The organism is Arthrobacter arabinosi (assembly GCF_054511115.1).
In genome coordinates this window covers 1-20,894 of record NZ_JBTNDF010000013.1, presented here as the reverse complement: position 1 = coordinate 20,894, position 20,894 = coordinate 1, and the positions used below count along the sequence as shown (strand labels likewise).

The 20,894-nt window shown below is 64.0% G+C and carries 26 protein-coding genes and 1 riboswitch; of the genes, 15 read left to right on the top strand and 11 right to left on the bottom strand.

What is annotated here, in order from left to right; translation table 11 throughout:
- Nucleotides 1-261 precede the first annotated feature (261 nt).
- Nucleotides 262-645: a hypothetical protein gene (locus ACX80P_RS16385; RefSeq protein WP_459279171.1), complete on the top strand. Its 384-nt coding sequence runs from the start codon at nucleotides 262-264 to the stop codon at nucleotides 643-645.
- A 43-nt stretch (nucleotides 646-688) separates the two neighbouring features.
- Here ACX80P_RS16385 and ACX80P_RS16380 read toward each other — a convergent pair whose 3' ends face one another.
- The 5 genes from ACX80P_RS16380 to ACX80P_RS16360 all read right to left on the bottom strand — a co-directional run bounded on the left by ACX80P_RS16380 (nucleotide 689) and on the right by ACX80P_RS16360 (nucleotide 3,982).
- Complete coding sequence (locus ACX80P_RS16380) at nucleotides 689-1,636, bottom strand: oxygenase MpaB family protein (protein WP_459279170.1); 948 nt, start codon at nucleotides 1,634-1,636, stop codon at nucleotides 689-691.
- 107 nt (nucleotides 1,637-1,743) lie between these two features.
- The gene (locus tag ACX80P_RS16375) at nucleotides 1,744-2,229 is read right to left on the bottom strand and encodes a hypothetical protein (protein WP_459279169.1); all 486 of its coding nucleotides are present in this window, start codon (nucleotides 2,227-2,229) and stop codon (nucleotides 1,744-1,746) included.
- 23 nt (nucleotides 2,230-2,252) lie between these two features.
- Nucleotides 2,253-2,552, bottom strand: coding sequence for a hypothetical protein (locus ACX80P_RS16370; RefSeq protein WP_459279168.1), 300 nt, complete (start codon nucleotides 2,550-2,552; stop codon nucleotides 2,253-2,255).
- Between the two features lie 13 nt (nucleotides 2,553-2,565).
- Nucleotides 2,566-3,228 (bottom strand): recombinase family protein, encoded by a 663-nt coding sequence (locus ACX80P_RS16365; RefSeq protein ID WP_459279167.1) that lies wholly within the window; start codon nucleotides 3,226-3,228, stop codon nucleotides 2,566-2,568.
- 307 nt (nucleotides 3,229-3,535) lie between these two features.
- Nucleotides 3,536-3,982 carry a MerR family transcriptional regulator gene (locus tag ACX80P_RS16360; protein WP_459279166.1) on the bottom strand — a complete coding sequence of 149 codons (447 nt, stop codon included), beginning with the start codon at nucleotides 3,980-3,982 and terminating at the stop codon, nucleotides 3,536-3,538.
- 54 nt (nucleotides 3,983-4,036) lie between these two features.
- Between ACX80P_RS16360 and ACX80P_RS16355 the strand changes: the two genes are divergently transcribed.
- The 6 genes from ACX80P_RS16355 (at nucleotide 4,037) to ACX80P_RS16330 (ending at nucleotide 8,893) form a co-directional block, all read left to right on the top strand.
- On the top strand, nucleotides 4,037-4,330 hold the full coding sequence (locus ACX80P_RS16355) for a thioredoxin family protein (protein ID WP_459279165.1): 294 nt from the start codon (nucleotides 4,037-4,039) through the stop codon (nucleotides 4,328-4,330).
- Between the two features lie 49 nt (nucleotides 4,331-4,379).
- Nucleotides 4,380-5,747, top strand: coding sequence for a dihydrolipoyl dehydrogenase family protein (locus ACX80P_RS16350; protein WP_459279164.1), 1,368 nt, complete (start codon nucleotides 4,380-4,382; stop codon nucleotides 5,745-5,747).
- A gap of 203 nt (nucleotides 5,748-5,950) precedes the next feature.
- Nucleotides 5,951-6,514: a recombinase family protein gene (locus tag ACX80P_RS16345; RefSeq protein ID WP_459279163.1), complete on the top strand. Its 564-nt coding sequence runs from the start codon at nucleotides 5,951-5,953 to the stop codon at nucleotides 6,512-6,514.
- Between the two features lie 12 nt (nucleotides 6,515-6,526).
- Nucleotides 6,527-7,006: a helix-turn-helix domain-containing protein gene (locus tag ACX80P_RS16340; RefSeq protein WP_459279162.1), complete on the top strand. Its 480-nt coding sequence runs from the start codon at nucleotides 6,527-6,529 to the stop codon at nucleotides 7,004-7,006.
- Nucleotides 7,003-8,001: a TnsB C-terminal domain-containing protein gene (locus tag ACX80P_RS16335; RefSeq protein WP_459279161.1), complete on the top strand. Its 999-nt coding sequence runs from the start codon at nucleotides 7,003-7,005 to the stop codon at nucleotides 7,999-8,001. The genes ACX80P_RS16340 and ACX80P_RS16335 overlap by 4 nt, the downstream gene beginning before the upstream one ends.
- The gene (locus ACX80P_RS16330) at nucleotides 7,988-8,893 is read left to right on the top strand and encodes an AAA family ATPase (RefSeq protein ID WP_459279160.1); all 906 of its coding nucleotides are present in this window, start codon (nucleotides 7,988-7,990) and stop codon (nucleotides 8,891-8,893) included. Before ACX80P_RS16335 ends, ACX80P_RS16330 begins: the two co-directional genes overlap by 14 nt.
- A gap of 128 nt (nucleotides 8,894-9,021) precedes the next feature.
- Here ACX80P_RS16330 and ACX80P_RS16325 read toward each other — a convergent pair whose 3' ends face one another.
- Together ACX80P_RS16325 and ACX80P_RS16320 are read right to left on the bottom strand one after the other, a co-directional pair.
- The gene (locus ACX80P_RS16325; RefSeq protein WP_459279159.1) at nucleotides 9,022-9,786 is read right to left on the bottom strand and encodes an alpha/beta hydrolase; all 765 of its coding nucleotides are present in this window, start codon (nucleotides 9,784-9,786) and stop codon (nucleotides 9,022-9,024) included.
- 41 nt (nucleotides 9,787-9,827) lie between these two features.
- Nucleotides 9,828-10,340: a hypothetical protein gene (locus ACX80P_RS16320; protein ID WP_459279158.1), complete on the bottom strand. Its 513-nt coding sequence runs from the start codon at nucleotides 10,338-10,340 to the stop codon at nucleotides 9,828-9,830.
- 257 nt (nucleotides 10,341-10,597) lie between these two features.
- On the opposite strand from ACX80P_RS16320, the gene cmtR reads away from it, so the two are divergent.
- The 4 genes from cmtR to ACX80P_RS16300 all read left to right on the top strand — a co-directional run bounded on the left by cmtR (nucleotide 10,598) and on the right by ACX80P_RS16300 (nucleotide 13,616).
- A complete protein-coding gene (gene cmtR / locus ACX80P_RS16315) occupies nucleotides 10,598-10,957 on the top strand; it encodes a Cd(II)/Pb(II)-sensing metalloregulatory transcriptional regulator CmtR (RefSeq protein WP_006590980.1) in 360 nt (119 codons plus the stop codon).
- Nucleotides 10,954-11,556: a cadmium resistance transporter gene (locus tag ACX80P_RS16310; RefSeq protein WP_016997609.1), complete on the top strand. Its 603-nt coding sequence runs from the start codon at nucleotides 10,954-10,956 to the stop codon at nucleotides 11,554-11,556. Before cmtR ends, ACX80P_RS16310 begins: the two co-directional genes overlap by 4 nt.
- Nucleotides 11,557-11,870: 314 nt before the next feature.
- Nucleotides 11,871-12,695 (top strand): SMODS domain-containing nucleotidyltransferase, encoded by an 825-nt coding sequence (locus ACX80P_RS16305; RefSeq protein WP_400485084.1) that lies wholly within the window; start codon nucleotides 11,871-11,873, stop codon nucleotides 12,693-12,695.
- Between the two features lie 6 nt (nucleotides 12,696-12,701).
- Nucleotides 12,702-13,616 carry an S-4TM family putative pore-forming effector gene (locus ACX80P_RS16300; RefSeq protein WP_400485085.1) on the top strand — a complete coding sequence of 305 codons (915 nt, stop codon included), beginning with the start codon at nucleotides 12,702-12,704 and terminating at the stop codon, nucleotides 13,614-13,616.
- 5 nt (nucleotides 13,617-13,621) lie between these two features.
- On the opposite strand, the gene ACX80P_RS16295 is transcribed toward ACX80P_RS16300, so the two are convergent.
- Nucleotides 13,622-13,858: a YlcI/YnfO family protein gene (locus ACX80P_RS16295; protein ID WP_459279173.1), complete on the bottom strand. Its 237-nt coding sequence runs from the start codon at nucleotides 13,856-13,858 to the stop codon at nucleotides 13,622-13,624.
- A 334-nt stretch (nucleotides 13,859-14,192) separates the two neighbouring features.
- Nucleotides 14,193-15,113, bottom strand: coding sequence for a LysM peptidoglycan-binding domain-containing protein (locus ACX80P_RS16290; RefSeq protein WP_459279157.1), 921 nt, complete (start codon nucleotides 15,111-15,113; stop codon nucleotides 14,193-14,195).
- Between the two features lie 2 nt (nucleotides 15,114-15,115).
- A riboswitch (cyclic di-AMP (ydaO/yuaA leader) is annotated at nucleotides 15,116-15,341 on the bottom strand.
- A 322-nt stretch (nucleotides 15,342-15,663) separates the two neighbouring features.
- Between ACX80P_RS16290 and ACX80P_RS16285 the strand changes: the two genes are divergently transcribed.
- Nucleotides 15,664-16,083 carry a metal-sensitive transcriptional regulator gene (locus tag ACX80P_RS16285; RefSeq protein ID WP_400485088.1) on the top strand — a complete coding sequence of 140 codons (420 nt, stop codon included), beginning with the start codon at nucleotides 15,664-15,666 and terminating at the stop codon, nucleotides 16,081-16,083.
- Nucleotides 16,084-16,210: 127 nt separating this feature from the next.
- Here the strand turns inward: ACX80P_RS16285 and ACX80P_RS16280 are convergent, their stop codons facing one another.
- Both ACX80P_RS16280 and ACX80P_RS16275 read right to left on the bottom strand, forming a co-directional pair.
- Nucleotides 16,211-16,618: a four-helix bundle copper-binding protein gene (locus ACX80P_RS16280; protein WP_459279156.1), complete on the bottom strand. Its 408-nt coding sequence runs from the start codon at nucleotides 16,616-16,618 to the stop codon at nucleotides 16,211-16,213.
- A 277-nt stretch (nucleotides 16,619-16,895) separates the two neighbouring features.
- Nucleotides 16,896-17,018, bottom strand: coding sequence for a hypothetical protein (locus ACX80P_RS16275; protein ID WP_459279155.1), 123 nt, complete (start codon nucleotides 17,016-17,018; stop codon nucleotides 16,896-16,898).
- Between the two features lie 49 nt (nucleotides 17,019-17,067).
- Here ACX80P_RS16275 and ACX80P_RS16270 point away from each other — a divergent pair, with 49 nt between their 5' ends.
- From ACX80P_RS16270 to ACX80P_RS16260, 3 genes are all read left to right on the top strand, one after another.
- Nucleotides 17,068-17,313, top strand: coding sequence for a heavy-metal-associated domain-containing protein (locus tag ACX80P_RS16270; RefSeq protein WP_459279154.1), 246 nt, complete (start codon nucleotides 17,068-17,070; stop codon nucleotides 17,311-17,313).
- 215 nt (nucleotides 17,314-17,528) lie between these two features.
- Entirely contained in the window at nucleotides 17,529-19,697 is a 2,169-nt protein-coding gene (locus ACX80P_RS16265; protein ID WP_459279172.1) for a heavy metal translocating P-type ATPase, read from the top strand.
- A 370-nt stretch (nucleotides 19,698-20,067) separates the two neighbouring features.
- Entirely contained in the window at nucleotides 20,068-20,628 is a 561-nt protein-coding gene (locus tag ACX80P_RS16260) for a hypothetical protein (protein ID WP_459279153.1), read from the top strand.
- Nucleotides 20,629-20,894: the final 266 nt, after the last annotated feature.

The following is a 20,894-nucleotide window of genomic DNA, read 5'->3' as shown; positions in this document are numbered from 1 at the left end:
GAACCCCAAAGACAGCCTTCCCAGTCCGACCGATACGGGCTTGTGAAATGCCGCCTAACAACGAATTAGGAGCGCCGGACAGGATGGGTGTGTCCGATGCCGGCGGAGCCGGTTGACGCTGTGGAGCGGGGGCGCATAATCCGCAGGACAGCAGCAAAAAACGTCAGGGTCGGGTGCGACGAAGGAGCGCCCGGACCTCATCACGCCGAAGCGAAGCGCAGGACCGCTCAGAGGTTGAAAACGCTCGGTAGGCTCAAACTCATGAGCGAAGAGCGTTGGGGCGAGAAGTGGCACGTTGGGGACCGAATCAGGTACGGACACCCGCGCCGAGACCAGATTGTCGAGGGCGAGATCAAAAAACGGGAATGGACCCGCATCAAGAAGAAGGACGCATACAACTTCACCGTCCTCGCCGACGGCGAGAATGAAACTTACGTGATCGGCGCCGACCGCGTGCAGCCGGTGACGGACGAACCGCTACCGCAAGCTCCGCCGGCGCCGCTCCGTATCGAGCCGAAGGAAGAGACATTCGATCCGATCGTGTCGGCTGATCGGAAGGAAGCCCGGAAGGAAGCGCGGAAGAAAGCATCTCAGCCGCAGGACTCACCAGAAGATTCCGAGGCGCAGGCTCCGCCGACTGCCTAGAACAGTGTTGGTGCTTCCGGGTCAATGCCGGCGCGGCCGAGGCTCAGCTGAGCCAGTCCGGGGGGCCGGCGAGGCCGATCCGGTAGCGCGCCGCGTCCTCGGAGGGGCTGTGCGGCCCGAGGGCCAGTTGGAAGGCCCGCAACTGTATGCGGGTGCGCTGCAAGCGGAGGCGGTCCGCGGGCGAGCGGTCACCGCGGCCGGGTACGCCGGCGAGGGGGGCCACGGACGGGGAGAGAACCAGCGCCCCGGCGACGGCCAGGCCCTTGTAGAAGATCCGCTCGGCCCGGTTCAACCCGTCCGGTGCGGAGAGAAAGGTGAGGAGCTCGGCGGGAACGGGTTCGAGGTCGGGCTCCAACGCGCGCAGGGCCTCGGCGAGTTCCCGTCGGTTGACCGGGAGGTCCTCGGCCCCGAGCGCCCGCGCGCTGCGGGACCAGTCGGCGACGTAGGTGTCGGCCCAGTCGCGGCCGAACCGCGGGGCCAGGTCGTGGCCGACGGCCTCGTGGGCGCCGAGGAAGGCGTCGGTGAAGGCCAGGTGCACCCAGCGCAGCAGGGCGGGGTCGGAGGCGGAGTAGGCGCGACCGTCGTCGGTGGTGCCGCGGACCCGCCCGTGCATACCGCGGACCCGCGCCGTCTCCCGCTCGGCGAGCTCCGCCGAGCCGAAGGTGCTCACGGTGAGCCAGCGTGCGGTCCCGGCGAGGCGGGCCCAGGGGTCGCTGCGGTAGGTGGAGTGCCGTGCGACCCCGGCCATCGCCAGCGGGTGTGCGCCCTGCCCGAGGAGGGCCGCAACCCCGCCGACGAGGGTGGAGAGGTCGCCGTGGACCCGCCAGACGACGCCGTCGGGCTCGAACCAGCCCGGTCCCTCCCCGACCAGGGCGATGTCGCGCACCCAGTCCGGCGCCCCGGTGGGGTCGCCGGAGACCCGGGCACGGAAGGCGCGGCGGACGCGTTGGGCCAGGTCCGCGGGGCGCGGTATCGAGCTAGCAGGCATCATGCTCCAACGACGGTAGGTCGGGTACGACGGACACCCCGGACAGGACTCCACTACGAAGCGTAGAACACGGCCCTGACACGGCGATGGCCGAGTGGGCCCTTCCGTGGTTAGAAGAGCGTTGGTGCTTCGGGGTCGATGCCGGTGAGGAGGGGTCGGATGATCGGCTCGTTCCATCCGTGCTCGAGGAGGGCTGTGCGCAGTGTGAGCGACTGGGCGCGGAACTGGGCACGGCCGACGCCGCGCCATCGGAAGGTCGAGTCGTTGGCGTGCCGGCCTTTCTGGGACCGGTCGATCATGTTCAACGCTTGAGTGCCGGGCAGCAGGTGCGTGTCCGTCCCGGTGCTGGCATGCACGCACAGCGGCACGTCGCAGACGTGCATGAGCGCGATGCCGGGGTGCAGGGTCTCCCCGGTGAGGTGTTCGTAGGCGTAGCGTTGCGGCCGCAGGGCGCGTTGCTCGCCGCCTCTGGTGACCCAGAACCGCCCGTAGCCGTCGTCGGCCACGGCGCCGGTCCAGATCCAGCAGTCATGCGGCCGCGGGCCCTTGACGACTTTCTCCCAGAACCGGTCAGACTCTCCCCTGCGCTGCCTCATCGCCGACTACCCCCGCCAGGACGTCATCGGACCCGCGCGGGACGGCGGACGATCGGCCGGCGGCCCTCCATCCGCACCACACCGACGATGACTAGAGCGGCCGCGCCAATGACCAGCCACTCGGCCCACCATGGGGAATCGGAGACGGCGACCGGGACGAGCAGCAGGAAGAACCAGAGTGCGATCGCCAGGGTGCCGGCGACCTGGTTCCGGACCCGCGGCGGGATGGGCAGCAGCAGCAGCGGTAGCCGGAGGATGGCGCGGACGAACAGGTAGCTGTACCGGATGCTCGAGGTGAGCAACCAACGAATGAGTCGAATCATCGTGTTGTCCTGATCATCGAGAAACCTCTGGTGCGAGCCTGGCCTGGAGTGCTTCGACCTCGGCCGCTGATTTCGCCGGTGATTTCGATCTCGGCTTTCGCCCCTTTGCAGGAGCCGGCTGGTCGCGTTTGAGTGTCCGGTAAATGGTGGTCCTGCTGACTCCAAGGACCTGACCGATCTGTTCGACGGTCATGTCCTGCTGCTCATACATTCGCCTCGCGGCCGTGGCCTGTTGAGGACTGAGTCGCGGTGGGCGCCCACCGGTGCGGCCTCGAGCTCGGGCTGCCGCGAGACCGGCGTTCGTGCGCTCCTTAATAAGGTCACGTTCGAACTCGGCGAGAGCGGCGAAGACGTGGAAGACGAGCCGACCGCCAGGTGAGGTTGTGTCGATCGTTTCCTGAAGTGACTTGAACCCGATGCCCTTGTCCTGGAGCGCTGTGAGCTGGTCGATGAGGTGACGGATGGAGCGGCCGAGCCGGTCGAGCCGCCACACCACGAGCGTGTCCCCGGGCCTGAGCTGATCCAACAGCTTCGTGAGCTCCGGCCTCTGATCGAGGGACCCCGAAATGGTGTCAACGAACACCCGATAGCAGCCGGCAGCAGTCAGCGCGTCGACCTGCAACGTGGCGTCCTGGTCGGTCGTAGACACTCGCGCGTAACCCAAAAGATGTCCCATGCTCTTCAATGTAGCGGAACTCATTCCAAAGGAGCAGGAGTGAAACATAGATTCTGGCACTGAGTACTGCTACACGAAAGGAGCTTCTAGGTGTAGATTGCAGCGCTAACTGGCATGTAAGTCGCAGCGGTAAATGGCGTTGTTATCCGCTACCGACGTTTGAAGGCGATCCAGAGTCCGCATGGTCGGCAGATGTATGCGGCTCCGTCTGCCACGGCGTGCAGCTTCTTCATGGTGAGGTGCTGTCCGCAGCAGGAACAGGTAGCTGTTGTCTGGCTGCTCTGAGGTGCGGATGTCATGAGCCAGTCTAGGACTCGATGGTGGTTGGCGTGAGGGACGCTTCGCGCGAGGGCCCTGTCTTCGGTGTGAGGATCTGGCAGATATCTGCTGGGCCGCAATCGGCCGGGTCCAGGGTGCGGCTGCTCTCGATCAGGTCCTCGAGCTCGCCGGCCAGATCGGCGAGTTCCTGCAAGCGTGTCCGTACCTCGGCAAGCTTCTGCTCCAGGACGAGGGACACGTGCGTGCAGGGAGTTTGGCCCGCATCACGGAGGCTGAGGACCTGCGCGATGTCAGCCAGGGCGAGACCGGCTCCTTGCGCGGCGCGGATGAACTGCAACCGGTTGATGGCTGTCGCGTCGTACGCACGGTAACCGTTCGCGGCCCGCCGGGGTTCGGGTAGCAGGCCCTGACGCTCGTAGAAACGGATGGTCTGACTGTCCACACCCGTGACGGCGGAAAGCTCCCCGATCAACATGCTCAAAGCCTACCCCTTGACCTTGTAGCTGACTGCAAGGTTTACGGTGACCGTATGGATATCACCCTGCAATATTTCGATGGTTGCCCGAACTGGACCGTCGCTGACGAACGGCTGCGGCTGCTTGCTGCGGAACGTCCGGACATTACGCTCCGGTACCAGCTCATCGACACCGTGGAGGAGGCCGAACGCGCAGGATTCCACGGCTCTCCCACCATCCTGGTCGACGGTGTTGATGCATTCGGTGGTTCAGCTGCTCCCGTGGGGCTCGCCTGCCGCCGGTATATGACCGATGACGGGCCTGCCGGCGCGCCGAGCATGGCGCAGCTCAGAGACGCCATCGGCTGAGCGAGCACCGCGGGCATCACTTTCCACGACTGAAGACGAGGTTACTTTCATGACGAATACCTATGACGCGTTAGTCATCGGGGCAGGAATGGCAGGAGTTGCTGCCGCCACGAAAACTGCGTCGAAGGGCTGGCGGGTCGGCATCGTCGATGCCTTGCCGTACGGCGGAACCTGCGCGCTGCGTGGCTGTGACCCGAAAAAGATCCTGCGCCGGGGCGCCGAGGTGGTCGACGCCGCGCGGCTCATGGCCGGCAAAGGCATCGACACTGGAGGGCTTTCCATCAACTGGGGAGACCTGATGAAGCACAAGCACGGCTTCACGGACCCCGTTCCAGAGTCGATGGAGCAAGACCTTAAGGCTCATGGTGTCGAAACCCTGCACGGGATGGCAACGTTCACCGGACCCACACAAGTCGACGTCGGAGGAATCTCTTATGAGGCGTCAAAGATCCTGATCGCGACGGGAGCTGTCCCGCGGCCCCTGGACTTCCCCGGACATGAGTACGTGATCGACAGCAGCGACTTCCTGAACCTAGAAGCACTGCCGCCCCGGATCGTGTTCGTCGGCGGCGGGTTCATCTCCTTCGAGTTCGCCCACATCGCGGCACGGGCAGGGAGCACCCCGATCATCCTCGACCGAGGACAGCACCCACTGAAATCCTTCGACACGGACCTCGTCGAACTGCTGATCCGCCGCGGTGCCGACGCCGGAGTCGAGGTGCGACGCCGCACCAGCATCACAGCGATCACGAAGACCACCAGCGGGTACACTATCTACACCGATACCAGCGGTAGCAGCGATACCAGCACGCAGCAGGTCTTGCAGGCAGATCTCATCGTTCACGGCGCCGGAAGAGTCGCAGAACTGTCCCGGCTGAACCTCGAAGCAGGTCAGGTGGCACACGGTGACAACGGCGTCGAGGTCGCCGGCCACTTGCAAAGCCTCACCAACCCGGCCGTCTACGCGGCCGGCGACGCAGCCAACACCGCCGGGCTGCCCCTCACCCCGGTCGCAGTCATCGAAGCGAAAGTCGCCGCCTCGAACATGCTCAAATCCTCTACGAGCGTCCCGGACTACGCCGCCACCCCCACCACAGTGTTCACCGTCCCCGAACTCGTCCGCGTCGGCATGCTCGAACACGAAGCACGTAACAGCGGCCTGAACATCGACATCCGCTACACCGATACCAGCCGGTGGTACTCGAACTACCGGATCGGCGAAACCGCAGGAGCAACGAAGATCCTGATCGACAAAGACACTGACCTCATTGTTGGCGCTCACCTCTTCGGACACGGCTACGCCGAACTCGCGAACACCATCAGCCTCGCCATGAAACACGGGCTCACCACCCGGCACCTCAAATCAACCACCGCGATCTACCCATCAACCGGATCCGACCTCGGCTCCATGCTTTGATCTTGGACGCGGCTGAACCATGTCACGTCCAGATCGAAGAATCTGCTCCTTTAACAGTCAGGCATCGCCCGCCTCCATCACTCCCATGAACGACCGTCCATAGGACAATCGGCTAGGACAATGACGGGAACGGCGTGCCGTGTTCCATGAGTCGTGTCCGAGAGCTATGTACTGCGACCTACGTTGACGGTACAGTTCCAGCTATGGCAGCTGTTGGTTATGCGCGTGTTTCGACCCGGGAGCAGAATCTCGACGGTCAGACCGACGTGCTCGAGGCCGCCGGGTGCGAGAAAGTCTTCATCGAGCACGCGTCAGGTGTCCTCGCGAAGCGGCCCGCCCTCGAGGACGCGCTGGACTACCTTCGCGCCGGTGACACCCTCGTCGTGACCAAGCTCGACCGCCTCGGCCGATCGGTGCGGAACCTCAAGGAAGTTGTCGACGGGCTCGAAAAACGGGGTGTCGGACTGAAAGCCCTCTCCCAGGGCATCGATACGACGACCCCTGGGGGACGGTTGTTCTTCCACATGCTCGCAGCGATTGCGGAGTTCGAACACGATCTCATTGTGGAGCGTACGAAGGATGGTCTGGCAGCGGCCAGGGCACGCGGCCGCAAAGGTGGTGGCCGGATCAAGATGAGTGCGACGAAGATCCGACAGGCGCGGGCGATGTATGACGAAAAGACGTACACGGTGCAGCAGATCGCCGAGACGTTTGGAGTTTCCCGCGGGACGATTTACCGCCATCTCGGCGAAGACGTCAGGGCATAGGAGCGGTCGACCGTGGTGCGGCGCAGCGTCCAGGACAGAATCGACCTGCTGCGCCAGCACGACCAGGGCGTTCCTTGGACCCGCATCGCCGCGCAGTCAGGGGTTCCGCTGCGGACATTGAGCCGCTGGGCCACCAGGTACCGCGCCGATCCGTCGTCGGCCAGTCTGCAACCAGCTCACCGGCTTGACTGCGGCACAAGACGCCTTCCCGCTGAACTCGTGGAAGCGATTGAGGGCTTGGCGCTTCGCCGGCCCGAACCCAGTAAAGCGTTCATCCACCGGCGCGTAACCGACATCGCCCGCGACCGAGGGCTCCCAGCGCCGAGCTATTCCAGCGTCCGGGCGATCATCAACGCCATCGACCCGGGCCTGCGGACCCTCGCCCAACACGGGGACGCCGCGTACCGGGACAAGTTTGAGCTGGTCTTCCGCCGGACCGCGAACCACCCCAACGAGCAGTGGCAAGCCGATCACACGCTCTGGACGTCATGATCCTGGACAAGGCCGGCAACCCGGTGCGGCCGTGGCTGACCGTGGTGCTCGATGACTACTCGAGAGCCGTCGCCGGGTACACCGTGTTCCTGGGAGCTCCGACCGCGGAGCAGACCGCCCTGGCGCTGCATCAGGCCGTGAACCGCAAGACGGACCCCGCCTGGCCCGTGTCCGGACTGCCCTGTGTGCTCTACAGCGACCACGGCTCTGATTTCACTTCTGCCCGCCTCGAGCAGGTATGTCTGGACACCCACATCCAGCTCATTCACTCAAAGGTCGGCGTCCCGCAGGGCCGCGGGAAAATCGAACGCTTTTACGGCACCATCACCACCGAACTGCTACCCCACCTGTCCGGGTATATCCCGCATGAAACGAACGGCAAACCTCTCTCCCCACCGGCGTTGAACCTTGAGCAGCTCGACGGGACCCTGGAACGGTTCATCATCGCCGATTACAACCAGCGCCGGCACTCTCAGACCGGAGAGGCACCCGCACACCGGTGGTCCGCTTCCGGATTCATCCCGCGCAGCCCGGTCCGACCCGACGACCTGGACCTGCTCCTGCTGACCGCTGCCACCACCCGGAAAGTGCAGCGCGACGGCGTGCAGTTCGCTTCCACCCGATACATCTCACCCGTCCTCGCGGCCTACGTCGGAGAGCAGGTCACCGTGCGCTTCAACCCACGCGACGTCGGCGAAATCCGCATCTATTACAACGGTGAGTACCTCTGCCGTGCCATCGCCCCTGAACTCGCCGCCGCATCCGTCTCACTCGAAGAACTCCGGGCCGCCCGATCCACACGCCGACGCAACCTCAAAGACCAGCTACGGCAACGCCGCAGCCTCGCAGACGCCCTCCCCACAGATACCCGGTATGCATTGGTCGAACCACTCAGCCCGCAGAGTCCGAAACAAAGCATCACACCGATCACCGCCGATGAAACCACTGAAGAGACCGCCCTACGACACGGATTGCGCCTTTATGCCACCGACTAACCCCAATCCCAGCGTCCTCGGCAAAGCAGACGACGGCCGCAGATTCCTCACCTACGCCCTCGGGGAAATCAACGACAGACCTTCAGCAATCCCAGACCGGCCCCCTCTCCAAGCCACACGTGAGCATCGTCGTTTCACCGAATTCGCCGACGCGGTCCGCGCCCACCGCTACATCGGTCTCTGCTGGGGACCGCCCGGAGTCGGTAAAACCCTCTCAGCCCGCCATTACGCCGCCGCCGACGACTGGGATCAATGGCGAGGAGAGATTGCCGACGACCTCGGTCCCGTACCGGAACGGGTGCTCCAAGCACGTACCGCGTTCTTCACTCCCACCGTCGCCGCAACTATCCGGCAAATCGATCAAGGCCTGCCGCAGGCATGCCAACACATCTCCTACGCCGTGGACTACGCCGAGCACGGCAAGATCGACCCCTTTGTCCACACCAAATCCCGCTCCAGTGGCCATACAGAACTCCTCATCATCGACGAAGCCGACCGCCTCAAAGCCCCCGGCCTCGAGCAAATCCGCGACTACTTCGACCGCCACCACATGGGCGTCATCCTCATCGGCATGCCAGGCATCGAGAAAAGGCTCGCCCGCTACCCCCAGCTCTACAGCCGTATCGGCTTCGCCCACGAGTACCGGCCTCTGACACCCGATGAACTCACAGCAGTCCTCACCAACCGACTTCCCAACACCGAGAACACACCAAATGACGAAATCGCCCACGCCACCGCAATAGCGACCATCGTCCGCATCACCGGTGGCAACTTCCGCCTCGTCAACCGGCTCCTCACCCAAATCACCCGCATCCAGACCCTCAACAAGCTCGACACCCTCACACCAGAACTCGTCGACGCTGCCCGAGAAGCACTCCTCATCGGCCACTAACTACTGCGAAAACCGCGCCACTTAGCGTTGCGACTCACAGATCTCACCGCGACCTCGATCCGAGGTACCGAATTCGGAGGTTTTGGGACGTTCCCAATGGCGCAGTCGACCTCCTCGTCAATCGACTGTCAAACGGAAGGAGCAGCGATCCACTTCGCGATCATGTCCGTCGCCGTGAGGAACGGTGGAAGGCCGGGTCGGTTCAGGAACGCGTGAGTCGTCCCTGGCGCGACGTGATGATGCAGGTCGACGCCGGACGTTCGCAGTTCCGATGCGAATAAATCTCCGGATGCACGCATGTTGTCGCGCTCTACGTTGATGATGAGTGTGCGCGGGAAGCCGGCGACGTCATGACCCCCGGGGAACGCCAACCGATCACCGAGCGCCTCTGGTGAGCCTGCGTAGTTGCGGTTCATCACATTCAGCGCCCATGTCGCGTGCGTGAGACGGCGATGGTGTCGCGATCGGTGTCGGCTGTCGCGGACGCGCGGGTGGGTGGCATGGAAGAACCCGTACGCGAGAACCACGCCTGATGGTCCCGCTTTCTCATCGAGCGCCCGCAGGGTAGCCGCGGCCGCCAGGCATGCTCCCGCGCTCGCTCCACCAAGCAGGATGTCACCCCCCGATATCGCTCGCGCCTCGTGATACGCCGCTACGACATCGTCGAGGGCACGCGGGAATCGTCCGCGCCGCTGACCAGGAGCAGCTATACGCGCGAGTCCGGGAACTGGTGCCAGGCAATAGGTCGTGGTGGCCACCGTCACGCCGCGTCGCACGAGCGCCTGAGCTACTTCGTGTGCTTCCGCAAGATCGGGGCTTCCTCGGAAGAACCCGCCGCCGTGTAGCCATAGCAGCGTCGGCGCTGCACTCGAGCTCGCGGTGTACCAACGCATCAACGAGGACTGTTCGAGTTCAAGGCAAACCAACCGCGTCGTTACGCGAGAGCCGTGCGGCCCTGCTGCCGGTTCCTCCGAGCCCACGAGCCCGCGAAGGTCAGCGGGATCGCGACGAGTGCTGCAAGGCTCGACATGTAGAGCACTCCTGCCCACACCGTGTGGCTCTCGCCACCGACGGCGTACGCGTCTGCGACGTCCATCCCCAGCGCGAAGCCAGTACCAAAGGTCACGGGCGCGCCAAGAGCCAACACTGCGAGGAACAGCACGGCGACCATCGTCGGCTTCAGCCGCAGAAAGATGCTCGATACCGCGACAACCACCGCCAGCACGACACCGATCGCGGCGGCCACGAGTACAGACAGGATGTCTCCCGCAACATCGAAGCCTTGGGTGCTGAGGTGCGTGTGGATCTGCGCAAGTGTTTGTCCTGGAACGGCTTCGAGCGGGTCGAGAACAAGCGCCTGCAAGGCCATCAACCCCGCGTACGCCGTCACCACGAGCACCCCCACGCTCGCGACCAATACTCTGTTCACGCCCACCCGCTGTCGCATCGCATGATCATATCGGCATGACGTGATCAGAACTCGAGCCGTCCGTTCATCACCTACCGGGATTCGATCACGACATGGAGCGGTGCGAGAACGACGACACCGAACGAAGCTGCTTACACCGAAGTGCGGAATTTCCGGCCTCGGCGAGTCGACGTGGATAGCCCGGATTGCGTCCCATATAGCGATCCCCTTACGGGCATGCGATCTGGGCTGACGCCTGTGACCGAGTGTTCAGTGCGCGCTGTATAGTTCAGTCCATGCTGACTATTGCTTCGCGTCTCGACGTGATGAACCGCCTGGGTCGTGCACTGGCCGACCCCACTCGATCCCGGATCATCTTGACCCTGCTCGACCATCCCGCTTACCCGGCGGAACTGGCCCGAGATCTGGACCTGACACGCCCGAACGTGTCCAACCACCTGGCATGCCTGCGCGATTGCGGGATCGTCGTCTCCGAGCCCGAGGGTCGTCGGACACGATATGAGATCGCCGATTCGCACCTGGCGCAGGCGCTGACGGCACTGGTCGATGCCACCCTGGCAGTGGACGAAGACGCCCCGTGCATCGATCCCGCCTGCTCGCTTCCCGGATGCGACGCAGCTGGGGAGGGCGCATGATCCTCACCTCGGTCTTGCAGGCGATGGGCCTGTTCGCAGCGACCAACATCGACGACATCATCGTGCTCTCCCTCTTCTTCGCGCGAGGGGCAGGCCAGCGCGGCACTACCGCCCGCATTCTGGCCGGCCAGTACCTCGGATTCGCCGGCATCCTCGGTGCCGCGGTCCTGGTGACCATCGGTGCCGGAGCATTCCTGCCCTCGGCAGCCATCCCGTACTTCGGTCTCATCCCTCTGGGCCTCGGCCTCTGGGCCGCATGGCAGGCCTGGCGCGGAGACGATGATGACGATGACGACGAGGCCAAGGTTGCCGGCAAGAAGGTCGGCGTGTGGACAGTCGCAGGCGTCACCCTTGCCAACGGCGGCGACAACATCGGCGTCTACACCCCTGTCTTCCTCAGCGTGGAACCTCTCGCAGTAGTCGCCTACTGCATCGTCTTCCTCGCGCTCGTCGCGGTCCTGGTGGCCCTGGCAAAGTTCGTCGCCACCCGCCCCCCGATCGCCGAAGTGCTCGAACGCTGGGAGCACATCCTCTTCCCCATCGTTCTCATCGGCCTCGGCATCGTGATCCTCGTCAGCGGCGGAGCCTTCGGACTCTGACGTAGCGGCAGCGATCCAAACGGCCCCGACCGGGCGCACCCCTCTCGGTTCAGACCGCGACACCTACCTGCAGCCAGTCCTGCGTGATCGCGGCAACAAGACCGCCACGGAGCGCTGCAAAAACCCCGCCACCAAGCGAACGAAGCCACAGGCAGCACCCGACTCAGGAAGAGCTTCACGCGTCCCGCGTCCAAGTTGTTTCGTCGGTGACGTACGACATGATGAGAACTGTGTAGTGGAAGGGTCAAGTCCTTGGAGCCATTACCAAACCACGCAGTGGGTAGTACGGACCAGTCAACCGGAATGGGGCGGAAATGACGCAGAGCGCAGAAGCATGGCTGAACACGACCACAGACACCTGGGTACCATCACCCGCCCAGTTCACGGGCGCACGAATTCATCGAACAGAGATCGAAAACAAGCTCAACGCATCGCTCGGGATCTTCCGAATGTTCGAGATCGGATCCCTTCGCCATGGCACCGGTATCTGGAAGCACAGCGACGCCGATTACCTGGTCTCCTTAAAGGGGTCTCGACCCGAGTCCCAGTTGACGACCCTCAATAAGGTGAAGGCGGCGCTGCAGGCCCGGTACCCCAACACGCCGATCGTCACGCGGCAACCCGCCGTCGTGTGCCGGTTCAGTGACGGCGACGTAGAGGTCGTTCCTGGCTTCTACTCCGACAGCGGCTATCTGATCCCGGATCCGACTGGCGGATGGATGAAGACCTTCCCCGAGGAGCACAACAAGTACGTCGGCGAAGTAAACAAGAAGCACAACGGTGCCGCGAAGAAGCTGGCTCGGCAGATAAAAATTTGGAAATACCGGCGCAACGTACCGGTATCCTCCTGTTACCTCGAAATGCGCGCCGCGAAGCACCTCGATGGCGAGTCAACCTACCTGCCGGTCATGGACCTGCATCTCGCCCTTAAGAAGATCCTGGATGCGAACCTGGCGGCGATGAACGATCCAACGGGGCTTGGATCGCGCTTTACCGCGACATCATCAATCGGCAACAAGGTAGATGCCTTATCGAAGCTCGAGACCGCGGTGGCCCGCGCGGGCAAAGCCCGGGAATACGAGCGGGCCGACAATCAGGAGAAAGCAATCGAGCAACTGAAGTTGCTGTTCAATCTCTGACCTGCGATGAGTTCACACGATTACCAGCCCCCATCCAGTTCAACGATCGCTCGTCGACAGAATGACGAACGGGCTTTGCAACTCCTTGTTGCGCAGCGCAGGTTCTACAACCGTGCGAAGCGGTGGCAGAGCCTGCGATGGATCGGGATCCTCGTCATCGGCCTCGGAGGACCGTTCTTCTCGCTCCTTGCTCCTGCAGTTGCTGTCTCCGTCGCTGCCGTCACCGGTGTATGGCTCTTCGCCGGCCGGACCGTCCTTGCTCTACTTGAGAACCGGACCATGCTCAAGGCCGCCTGCGTGCAGGAGGAGCTGGACCAGTACCTGTTCGACATGCCAGATACCATCGATCGCTCAGGTCGCCCCACGCCCGAAGACATTGCGCTCATCGCCGCTGATAAGAAGCCACTCCGGGACGTGGCGAAGAAGGAAAAACTTGTCGACTGGTACACCGTCGACGCTGACAGTCCTGGCACCACGACCATAGCCATCGCCCAACGCAGCAACGCCGCCTACACAGACAGGCTTATCCGCACAACCGTCACTGTGTGGGCTGCCGCGGCAATCCTCTGGCTCGCCGGTCTCATTACTTGGGCGAGCATCAGCGGAGTCACCCTCGCCACTTTCCTCTTGGGAGCTCTCTTCCCCGTCCTACCGGCATTCCTCGATGTATCCGAGTACGTCATGAACACGTGGAAAGCCGCGCGCGACCGAGCGGACCTCGCGGCAACAATAGGGAGGCGCTTTTCCCGACGAGACCAGTCCATCGAGCCGCAGGATCTTCTCGTCTGGCAGGAACGTCTCTTTGACCTCCGTCGAACCACCCCTCAAGTGCCGAACTGGCTATACAAGATCACCCGTGCACGCAATGAACGCGCGATGAAACAGACTGCGAGTCACTTACGACATCAGAGCACCGACTGACGCCGTTAGTCGTCTCGGACTGAATCTTCTACCGACTCGTCTCCGAGAAGCGAGGTGGTGAGCTGAACAAATTCCTGCTTAAAAAAGTCGTTCTCGTACTCGGTGCTCGTCTGCGACCAGTGCTCAGCCTCGAGCGTAGGCAGCATCCTGATGATCGCTGACCTCAGGTACACCCCGCGGCTTCGGCTCGTGCGATCCGCCAAGGCGTCCAGGCGCTTGATAATGTCATTCGTCAGTCGCACGGACACGACATGATTTGGGTGCTGAGGAGACTGCTTACGACTCACCACGAAGACCTCCTGCGTCAGTAGTAAACGATGTTTACTACTGACCGCTGACAGTCACAGCACCAGCACCTCGTCCCGCACCTTCACCGTTTCGGGGATTACTTCGACCTAGTGGGCGCCCACTCACGCTGGATGCGTCGCCCTCTACCTCGACCTCAAGAGCCGGCGCATGCGTGTGACTGAGTAGGAGCCTGCGGACGGGCTTTAACAAAAAGTGGCAGGTACCCCCGTCCAGGGCACCTGCCACTCTTGTTCAGCTTACGGACGCTGGGCGTCCGCTGAATCTGTGTTAGCCGTTGACGCGCACGAAGGACGAACCGGCGAGGTCCGACAGGGGGTGCTTGATCGTGAGGTTCGCGCCGTTCATGCCGCTGCTGATGACTTCGCCGTTGCCGACGTAGATGCCGATGTGGCCGGGGCGGATGACCAGGTCACCGGGGGCGGGGGTCGAGACGACTGTGCCGTACTGGTAGAACTGCGTGGGGCCGAGGTCTCCGACGTTCTTGCCGATGGAGCGCAGGGCCCGCTCGACGAGGATGGTGCAGTCCTGGATGGAGCCGAGCTGGCCGTAGGCCGAGGCGACGAGGGCGGCGCCGACGCCGCTGGCGGGGACCGCAGGAGCCGCGGGGGCTGCCGGGGCGATCGGTGCGATGGTCGCGGAGGTCAGCTGGATGCCGGCCGGTGCGGCTGCGGGTGCGGGTGCCACTGCGGCAGCTGCGGGGGCGGGTGCTGCGTAGAAGACCTGGCTGGCCGGTGCTGCTGCGGGGACCGCCGCGGGGCTGACGGCAACGCTTGCTCCGCCGGTGAGCTTGATTTGCTGCCCGGGGTAGATGATCGACGCGTAGGACAGGCCGTTCTGGGCCAGGAGCGTGTTGAGGTTTAGTCCGTGCTTGGCAGCGATGGCGCCGAGGGTGTCGCCGGCGACGACGGTGTGCACGCCTGCAGCGGCAGGAGCTGCAACAACTGCGGGGGCGACGGGTGCGGCTGCAACGGGAGCCTGGGCTACGGTGCCCGTAGTGGCTTCCTGGGTGTAGGTGCCGGCCTGTGCGGGGGCGCCGACGGCGAAGACGAGGCCGCCGGTTGCTGCTGCGATGATGGCGGGCTTACCGAGTGCTACGGCACCGGTCTTCGCGGAGTGCGACAGGCCCTCGAGGGCGATGGAGTGGGTGACGACGGCGCGGTGGCGCGCCGGAATGGACGTACGTGACATGGTGATTGCCTCTCCCATGCCTGCGGGGTGAGCTGTCGGGTTCGGATGGGAGTTCACCCGGCCGTCGTTCAAGCCCTGGGCACTACCCTGCCGTCGCGGACGCTACGTGCAGGTCGTGCCTAGGTTGTCGGATCGACTTAACCCCGAGGGTCATCGCACAGATACATGCGGTGGCCCGGTGGAAACGTGGTTCCCCCGTCCCTGCCTACTGGGTGGTACGAACGGTTCCCGGATGCAGCGGCAGGGCTCGGCATTCTGCGCGGGAGTATGGTCTCGGCGGGGTGCCGGGAACATTCGACGAGAATACCCCAGGGTGGTATCAAAGTCACGTTCAGGTAACGGAGCACGGCGTGTCTTCGCAACACGCCGTGAGCCGGATACCTGATGGTTACCGAGGTCAACAAAGCGCCGCCGATATGCCGCGGATATAAGGACAGGGGCCCTAACGACCAGCGATACTGGAAGTTGCTGCGCGATGGGCGCAGCAGGGGAAGGCACCAACGATCTCGGGCCGGCGCAACCGGATCGCATCGTTTGGTGGTGAAAGGGAATGACCGTGAGCTCCGGAACCGGAACGCATGCCAGCACTGCAACATCTCACGAAGCGGTTTCTGAAGCAGCCGGTGAGGCCACAGCACCCGACGCGGGCCAAAATCAGAAGGTGACTGGGCACACAGCCCATGGATACGCAGCGGACAAGGATGCGTACCTGCGACGCCTGAAGCGCATCGAGGGCCAGGTGCGCGGTATCGCCCGCATGGTCGATGAGGACAAGTACTGCATCGACATCCTCACCCAGGTCGCCGCGGTCAACAGTGCCATGCACGCAGTCAGCCTCGGATTGCTCGAGAACCACATGCAGCACTGCGTCGTCGACGCCGCTCACGAAGCCGCGACGAGCGGATCCTCCGACGTCATCGACGCCAAGGTCAAGGAAGCAACCCAAGCGATCAGCAGGCTCCTGCGCTAGACCCAGGCCTCCTCACCGAGCGCTGAACATGAGCGCTGGATGTGACGGGGTGAGGGTTTTCCGAAGACGGCTACTCGGTGGCTGCCCCTGGAGGCTGGAGTGTGGGGGCAGCCACCGGTGACCGAGCTCAGCTGAAAGTAGCGGCGAGTTCGCGGCAAGCCCTCTCGCAGCGGCGGCATGCTTCGGCGCAGATCCTGCAGTGCTCGTGCATCTGCGCGTGCTGCTCACATTCATCGGCGCACGCCTTGCAAGCGACTTCGCAGGCCAGCAGGACAGCTCGCGTGATGTTCGCGTCATAACCGGTATGCCGGGAGAGAATTCGGCCGGTCGTGGCGCAGATGTCCGCGCAGTCAGCGTTCGTGCGGATGCACTTGGTGAGTTCGGCAACCATGTCTTCGCTCAGACACGCGTCCCCGCACGCCGTGCAGGTCTGCGCACACTCGAAACAGGCCGCGATGCACTCGGCCAGCTTCTCGCGGTCAATACCGCCAAGATCCTTCGGGTACGTCTCAAGCATGGAGGTGATGTGAGTCATTGTTCCGCTCCTTATCCGTCGGTCTACTGAAGATTTACTGAAGGTTCAGGGGCATCCGGGGCCGGCGCCCCGCGTCTCACGCTAGCCCCCGCTCACCACGACCGGCCATGAATTCGTCGATGTGAGAGCGAGCAAGAATCCGCTTGACAGATACCCCAGGGGGGTATAATTTCGTTGCTGTCGGGCCCTCCTACGAGGTTTCCGGCATGACAACCGGAACCATTGTGATGGCGGGGCAGGCTCGCTGATCCTGACCTCCTGCAGCGCTTCGGTTCCCTCACGCATTCCCTGTTCCCTTGGAGGTTCCCATGTGCGGCACATCTGCTCCGTCGACCACTTCATCCACCGATTCGTCCATTGCTTCATCGACCGCTTCGTCTACTGTTTTGCTTCCCGTCACGGAGAAGAGCCCCTCCGGGTGTTCCTGCTGCGCCCCTCAGGAAGCTGCAGTGTCGGCTGCTCCGATCACGTCCGACGACGTGTCCGCGGCGTTCCCGGTTCTTGGTCTGACGTGCGGCTCCTGCGCGTCCAGGGTCAGCGGGGCTGTCGGGAAGATCACCGGGGTCCGTGAGGCACGTGTCGATCTCGTCGCCGGTGGCACTTCCACCCTGCATGTCACCAGCACCACACCCCTCGACGCCGGGCTTGTCGCCTCGACGATCAGGGACGCCGGATACCAGCTGGCCTCCAAATAAGGCCCTGTAACGCTTGATGTAGGAGCGCTGCAGGGACCAGAACATACCTGCTCTCAGGTGCCCCCGGAAAGGGCTTGATCATGACGAACAACCCACACCACCACAATCACCACCAGGGATCCGACAGTCCCACCAGCACGCCCGCCGCCACGCCCACCGTCACAGAAGCTGCAGCCAACGGCAGCGATGACGCCCGCACTACTCACGGCCAGGCCATGCCCCAGGCAGACGCCCACTCCGCTCTCGCTGAAACACAGCACCCCGTCGGCCACACCGCTCCGACCGACCACACTGGTCATGTAGGTCACGCCGGTCATTCAGGTCACTCGGGTGGGGATGTGGATGAGGATCATCAGGTCCACTCCCATGGGGAGCACGCCGGGCATTCCACGGCGATGTTCAAGAACAAGTTCTGGCTCAGCCTGATCCTCACGATCCCCGTGGTCGCGTTCAGTCCTATGTTCACGATGCTCTTCGGGTACATGCCGCCGGAGTTCCCGGGCTCGAGGTGGATCGCCCCGATCCTGGGGACGGTCATCTTCGTCTACGGCGGGGCCCCGTTCCTCAAGGGCGGGGTGACGGAGCTGAAGTCCCGGCAGCCGGGCATGATGCTGCTAATCGCAATGGCGATCAGCGTCGCGTTCATCGCCTCCTGGATCACCACCCTCGGTGTCGGCGGGTTCGACCTGGACTTCTGGTGGGAGCTCGCCCTGCTGGTGGTCATCATGCTGCTCGGGCACTGGATGGAGATGCGGGCCCTCGGCTCGGCCGCAGGAGCCCTGGACGCCCTGGCAGCGCTCCTGCCCGACGAAGCAGACCGGGTCACCGGCACGGGAACCGATGCGCGTGTTGAAACCGTCCCGGTCAGTTCCCTGGTCACCGGGGACGTGGTTCTCGTCCGTTCCGGTGCCCGGGTGCCGGCAGACGGGCAGATCGTCGACGGTGTCGCGGAGTTCGACGAGTCGATGATCACCGGCGAATCGCGCACCGTGTCCCGGACCGCCGGTGAGACCGTCGTCGCCGGAACGGTGGCCACCGATAACGCCGTCCGGGTGCAGGTCACGGCGGTCGGCGCGGATACAACCTTGGCCGGGATCCAGCGTCTGGTCGCCGAGGCGCAGGCCTCCTCCTCAAGGGCCCAAGCTCTTGCGGATCGGGCCGCGGCCCTGCTGTTCTACTTCGCCCTCGGCGCCGGCATCCTGACCTTCATCGCCTGGATGCTCCTCGGAAGCCCTGATGATGCCGTCATCCGCACGGTCACGGTTCTCGTGATCGCCTGCCCGCACGCCTTGGGCTTGGCGATCCCCCTGGTGATCGCGATCTCCACCGAACGCGCCGCGAAGGCCGGGGTGCTGATCAAGAACCGCATTGCCCTGGAGAGGATGCGCACGATCGACGTCGTCCTGTTCGACAAGACCGGCACCCTCACCGAAGGACAGCACGCCGTCACCGCGACCACTACGGTCAACGGTGTCAGCGAGGCTGAGCTCCTGGCCTTGGCGGGAGCCGCAGAGGCCGACAGTGAGCACCCCGTCGCCCGGGCCATTGTCACCGCCGCACGATCCAACCCGGCAGCTGCAGACCTCGGTTACACCGGCACGGGTTTCGCATCCATGACCGGGCGTGGTGTCCGCGCCACCGTCCGAGGCCACGACGTCGCCGTGGGAGGCCCGAACATGCTCAAGGAACTGGGACTCACTACCCCTGCCGACATCGCCGGGACCGTGCAGGAATGGGTGGGCCGCGGCGCGTCCGTGCTGCACATCATCCGCGACGGTGCCGTCATCGGCGCAGTCCGGCTCGAGGACAAGGTACGGGAGGAATCCCGGGCCGCCGTGAAGGCCCTGCAGGACCGCGGGGTGAAGGTCGCGATGATCACCGGCGACGCACGCCAGGTCGCCGACGTCGTCGGTCAGGAGCTCGGCATCGATGAGGTGTTCGCCGACGTCCTGCCGCAGGACAAGGACTCCAAGGTCACCGAACTGCAATCCCGCGGATTGAGAGTCGCGATGGTCGGCGACGGCGTGAACGACGCCCCAGCCCTCGCCCGGGCCGAGGTCGGCATCGCGATCGGGGCGGGAACGGACGTGGCCATGGAATCCGCCGGCGTCGTCCTGGCCGGAAACGACCCGAGGGCCGTGCTGGCGATGATCGACCTGTCCCGGGCCAGCTACCGAAAGATGATCCAGAACCTCATCTGGGCCACCGGATACAACGTCCTCGCCGTCCCCCTGGCCGCGGGCGTGCTCGCGTTCGCGGGGATCCTGCTCTCACCTGCCGCCGGCGCGGTCCTGATGAGCGTGTCCACGATCGTGGTGGCGCTGAACGCGCAACTGCTGCGCCGGATCGACCTCGACCCGGAACGGATCAGCACCACGGCCTAGCACCCGCCGGTTTCACCGCTACCGGTCCCACCGGTGTCCTCGCCCGCACTCAGCACCCCTGAAAAGCGGCGGACACCGGTGGGAAGGCCGTGACGACAGGGCTCACCCCGGGGCACCACCAGAGCCTGCAGACCGTTGGGCAGAGAGCGGGCAGAACAGCCCGCACTGGCATACACCGCCCAGCTTCCGGACACCAAAGGGCATGCGAGCTGGGCTCCGGCAGGAAAACTGCCGCTTGGCATCATCGGGTGCCGGGCCCCTACTGTTGATGTGAACGTCAAACCTGATCCCGGCCCTGAGGGTGTACCCCACCCGGGTATTATTTCGAGTTGAAGGATCGCTGAAGCATGAGGGGAGGGACGAACACACAGTGAAAGATCTGCTGCTCACCGTTCCTCGATCCCAGCGATCCTCCGCAACCGGAACCCTCGTGTCCCTGACGTGGACGCTACGGCTCCTGACTCTTCTGGTCGGCATACTGGCGATGCACCTATGGATTAGCCCGACCATCGGTGAGCCAGCAGGCCACACGGCTTCCACCCACACTGCTCCGACCCACACCGTCGCTTCCGCGCCCACCGCTTCGGAAGCCACCGGAACCCTCATGACGGCCGGAACCACCGTCCCGGAAGCAGGCCCAGCAGCAGGTTTAGCTACAGGTCTAGCAGCGGTGATGGTCGCCTCCTCCTCCGATGGCCATGGCTCTGCCGACGGCTCCCTGTGTGAGCTGACCTGCCCGAACGGGCACTCCATGATGGACGCCATGTGCATGATCGCGCTGCTGATCATTGGTCTCGCAGGTTTCCTGGGGCTTCGCTCCGCGCTCCTACGCGGCACCCTGATCCGTCGCGGCCCCCCATCACTGGCCTTCACTCTTCCTTTCAGAGCACAAACAGTTTCCTTGGTTCAGCTCTCGATCAGTCGCACATAAACACCGGGAAGCCCCTTCGCGGCTTCCTCCTGTTCCCGCCTCACACGCCTGTGCACTTGCCGGCTCTGTCATGACCGGACTCCCCCACCTCGACACCACTCAGGTATCACCTCTCCATCGGTACCGCCTCCCGCTCAGAACGAACCCTGCGCACGGACGGTATGAGTGGCGCCAGAGGATGCACAAGGCAGCCGACGTCGTGGGAACACCGACCGATCATTTCTTTCCTGAACCCGTGTATTCACATACCGAAGGACTGTTCTCAT

Coding starts and splice junctions, on each gene's coding strand:
- ACX80P_RS16385 (WP_459279171.1), top strand. CDS start 262: ATGAGCGAAGAGCGTTGGGGCGAGAAGTGGCACGTTGGGGACCGAATC.
- ACX80P_RS16380 (WP_459279170.1), bottom strand. CDS start 1,636: ATGATGCCTGCTAGCTCGATACCGCGCCCCGCGGACCTGGCCCAACGC.
- ACX80P_RS16375 (WP_459279169.1), bottom strand. CDS start 2,229: ATGAGGCAGCGCAGGGGAGAGTCTGACCGGTTCTGGGAGAAAGTCGTC.
- ACX80P_RS16370 (WP_459279168.1), bottom strand. CDS start 2,552: ATGATTCGACTCATTCGTTGGTTGCTCACCTCGAGCATCCGGTACAGC.
- ACX80P_RS16365 (WP_459279167.1), bottom strand. CDS start 3,228: ATGGGACATCTTTTGGGTTACGCGCGAGTGTCTACGACCGACCAGGAC.
- ACX80P_RS16360 (WP_459279166.1), bottom strand. CDS start 3,982: ATGTTGATCGGGGAGCTTTCCGCCGTCACGGGTGTGGACAGTCAGACC.
- ACX80P_RS16355 (WP_459279165.1), top strand. CDS start 4,037: ATGGATATCACCCTGCAATATTTCGATGGTTGCCCGAACTGGACCGTC.
- ACX80P_RS16350 (WP_459279164.1), top strand. CDS start 4,380: ATGACGAATACCTATGACGCGTTAGTCATCGGGGCAGGAATGGCAGGA.
- ACX80P_RS16345 (WP_459279163.1), top strand. CDS start 5,951: ATGGCAGCTGTTGGTTATGCGCGTGTTTCGACCCGGGAGCAGAATCTC.
- ACX80P_RS16335 (WP_459279161.1), top strand. CDS start 7,003: ATGATCCTGGACAAGGCCGGCAACCCGGTGCGGCCGTGGCTGACCGTG.
- ACX80P_RS16330 (WP_459279160.1), top strand. CDS start 7,988: ATGCCACCGACTAACCCCAATCCCAGCGTCCTCGGCAAAGCAGACGAC.
- ACX80P_RS16325 (WP_459279159.1), bottom strand. CDS start 9,786: ATGCGTTGGTACACCGCGAGCTCGAGTGCAGCGCCGACGCTGCTATGG.
- ACX80P_RS16320 (WP_459279158.1), bottom strand. CDS start 10,340: ATGCGACAGCGGGTGGGCGTGAACAGAGTATTGGTCGCGAGCGTGGGG.
- cmtR (WP_006590980.1), top strand. CDS start 10,598: ATGCTGACTATTGCTTCGCGTCTCGACGTGATGAACCGCCTGGGTCGT.
- ACX80P_RS16310 (WP_016997609.1), top strand. CDS start 10,954: ATGATCCTCACCTCGGTCTTGCAGGCGATGGGCCTGTTCGCAGCGACC.
- ACX80P_RS16305 (WP_400485084.1), top strand. CDS start 11,871: ATGACGCAGAGCGCAGAAGCATGGCTGAACACGACCACAGACACCTGG.
- ACX80P_RS16300 (WP_400485085.1), top strand. CDS start 12,702: ATGAGTTCACACGATTACCAGCCCCCATCCAGTTCAACGATCGCTCGT.
- ACX80P_RS16290 (WP_459279157.1), bottom strand. CDS start 15,113: ATGTCACGTACGTCCATTCCGGCGCGCCACCGCGCCGTCGTCACCCAC.
- ACX80P_RS16285 (WP_400485088.1), top strand. CDS start 15,664: ATGACCGTGAGCTCCGGAACCGGAACGCATGCCAGCACTGCAACATCT.
- ACX80P_RS16280 (WP_459279156.1), bottom strand. CDS start 16,618: ATGACTCACATCACCTCCATGCTTGAGACGTACCCGAAGGATCTTGGC.
- ACX80P_RS16265 (WP_459279172.1), top strand. CDS start 17,529: ATGCCCCAGGCAGACGCCCACTCCGCTCTCGCTGAAACACAGCACCCC.